The sequence below is a fragment of the Vibrio sp. Vb0937 genome (assembly GCF_033338855.1).
Genome location: NZ_JAWOTK010000111.1, coordinates 1 through 1,766 on the forward strand (window position 1 = coordinate 1; position 1,766 = coordinate 1,766).

At 45.6% G+C, this 1,766-nt stretch carries 2 protein-coding genes; both read left to right on the forward strand.

The features are described 5' to 3' along the window. A partial coding sequence (locus R7P67_RS23560) for a putative PEP-binding protein (RefSeq protein ID WP_318086159.1) occupies positions 1-893 on the forward strand: 893 nt, incomplete at its 5' end. 6 nt (positions 894-899) lie between these two features. Further along, positions 900-1,691, forward strand: a complete 792-nt coding sequence (locus tag R7P67_RS23565; RefSeq protein WP_005481395.1) for a sulfite exporter TauE/SafE family protein — start codon at positions 900-902, stop codon at positions 1,689-1,691. The last annotated feature ends 75 nt before the right edge of the window (positions 1,692-1,766 follow it).

Below are 1,766 nucleotides of genomic sequence, written 5' to 3' on the forward strand. Positions count from 1 at the left end.
ATACGGGCGTCGATGGTGTCGGTTTATATCGAACTGAAATTGCATTTTTACTTCAACATCACTTTCCATCGGAAGATGAGCAGTATCATCAATATCGAGCAATATTAAACAGCTACTCGAACCAACGCGTGGTGATGCGTACTCTAGACATCGGTGGTGATAAACCATTGCCATACCTGCCAATCGAAGAGGACAATCCGTTTTTAGGTTGGCGCGGGATTCGCTTTACGTTAGATCATCCTGATATCTTTTTGATTCAATTGCGTGCGATGCTAAGAGCCAGTGCTGAAAGTGGTAATTTAAGTATCTTGTTACCCATGGTATCTGGTATTAAAGAGCTGGATGATGCGATGACGCTGATCAACCAAGCCTACAGCGAAGTTGTCTTGCTTGATGAGCGTATCCAGGCTCCAAAGGTCGGGGTGATGATCGAAGTACCATCGATGGTATATCTGCTTCCTGCCATCGCGCATCGAGTGGATTTTGTCTCTGTTGGTACTAACGACTTAACTCAGTATTTACTGGCGGTGGATCGGAACAATTCCCGCGTCGCTGATGTCTATGAATCCATGCATCCGGCAGTGCTGTTAGCACTCAAACAGATTCATGACGTGTGCGATAAATATCAAGTGCCAGTGTGCATCTGCGGTGAATTAGCCGGTGATCCATTTGGTGCGCTCTTATTACTTGGGTTGGGATACACCAGCTTAAGTATGAACACATCTAACGTGGCTAAGGTGAAGTATTTGATTCGTCATAGCCAACAACAGGAACTAGAAAAACTAGCGGAACAGGCGATGACAAAATCGTACGGAGAGGAGATTCATCAAATGATGCATGATTTCTTTATCCAACAAGGTTTTGCAGGCTTCGTTCGTGCAGGGAAAAAGTAGGTAATCGTGACCGTCTCTTTATTTTTGTTATTGCTGGCGCTGGGCGCTTTTGTTGGTGTGATGGCGGGGCTACTCGGCATTGGGGGCGGATTAATCGTCGTACCTGCGTTGTTATTTTTGCTGCCTTGGGCGGGCATTTCTCCAGAAATGAGCATGCACATGGCGCTTGCGACATCTCTGGCAAGCATCATCGTTACATCAGGTTCTTCTGCTCTCAACCATCTTAAACTTGGCAACGTAGATATGTTTGTTGTGAAGTGGCTAATGCCCGGAGTGGTGATTGGCGGTTTTGTTGGTGCCAACATTGCCGAATGGATCCCAACGCATTACTTGCCGAAAGTATTTGGTGTTATTGTACTGTGTCTAGCTGTGCAGATGTTCCGATCCATTAAAGTAAAAAGTGAGAAGCCAATGCCGAGTAGTCCGGTCACTATGATGTACGGAACGGGAATTGGTGTAGTTTCGAGCTTAGCTGGTATCGGTGGCGGTTCTTTATCGGTGCCTTTTCTCAACAAGCATGGCGTAGAAATGCGTAAAGCGGTCGGCTCATCGTCAGTTTGTGGCTGCATCATCGCCATCTCTGGCATGATCGGCTTTATTTTGCACGGCTATAAGGTTGAAGGCTTACCTGCGTACAGTATTGGTTATGTTTATCTTCCTGCGTTACTTGCGATTGCGATGACTTCGATGTTGACCACGAAAGTGGGGGCGAAGCTCGCGACCAATCTTCCTACTGCGGTATTAAAGAAAATATTCGCAATATTCTTGATGTTTGTTGCAGCAACAATGCTGCTGTAAGTTTATTCCCAAGTTATTCACGCTGAACCGATCATTTGAGGTGACTTGGGTATATTGGTTTTATTTGTAAATAAG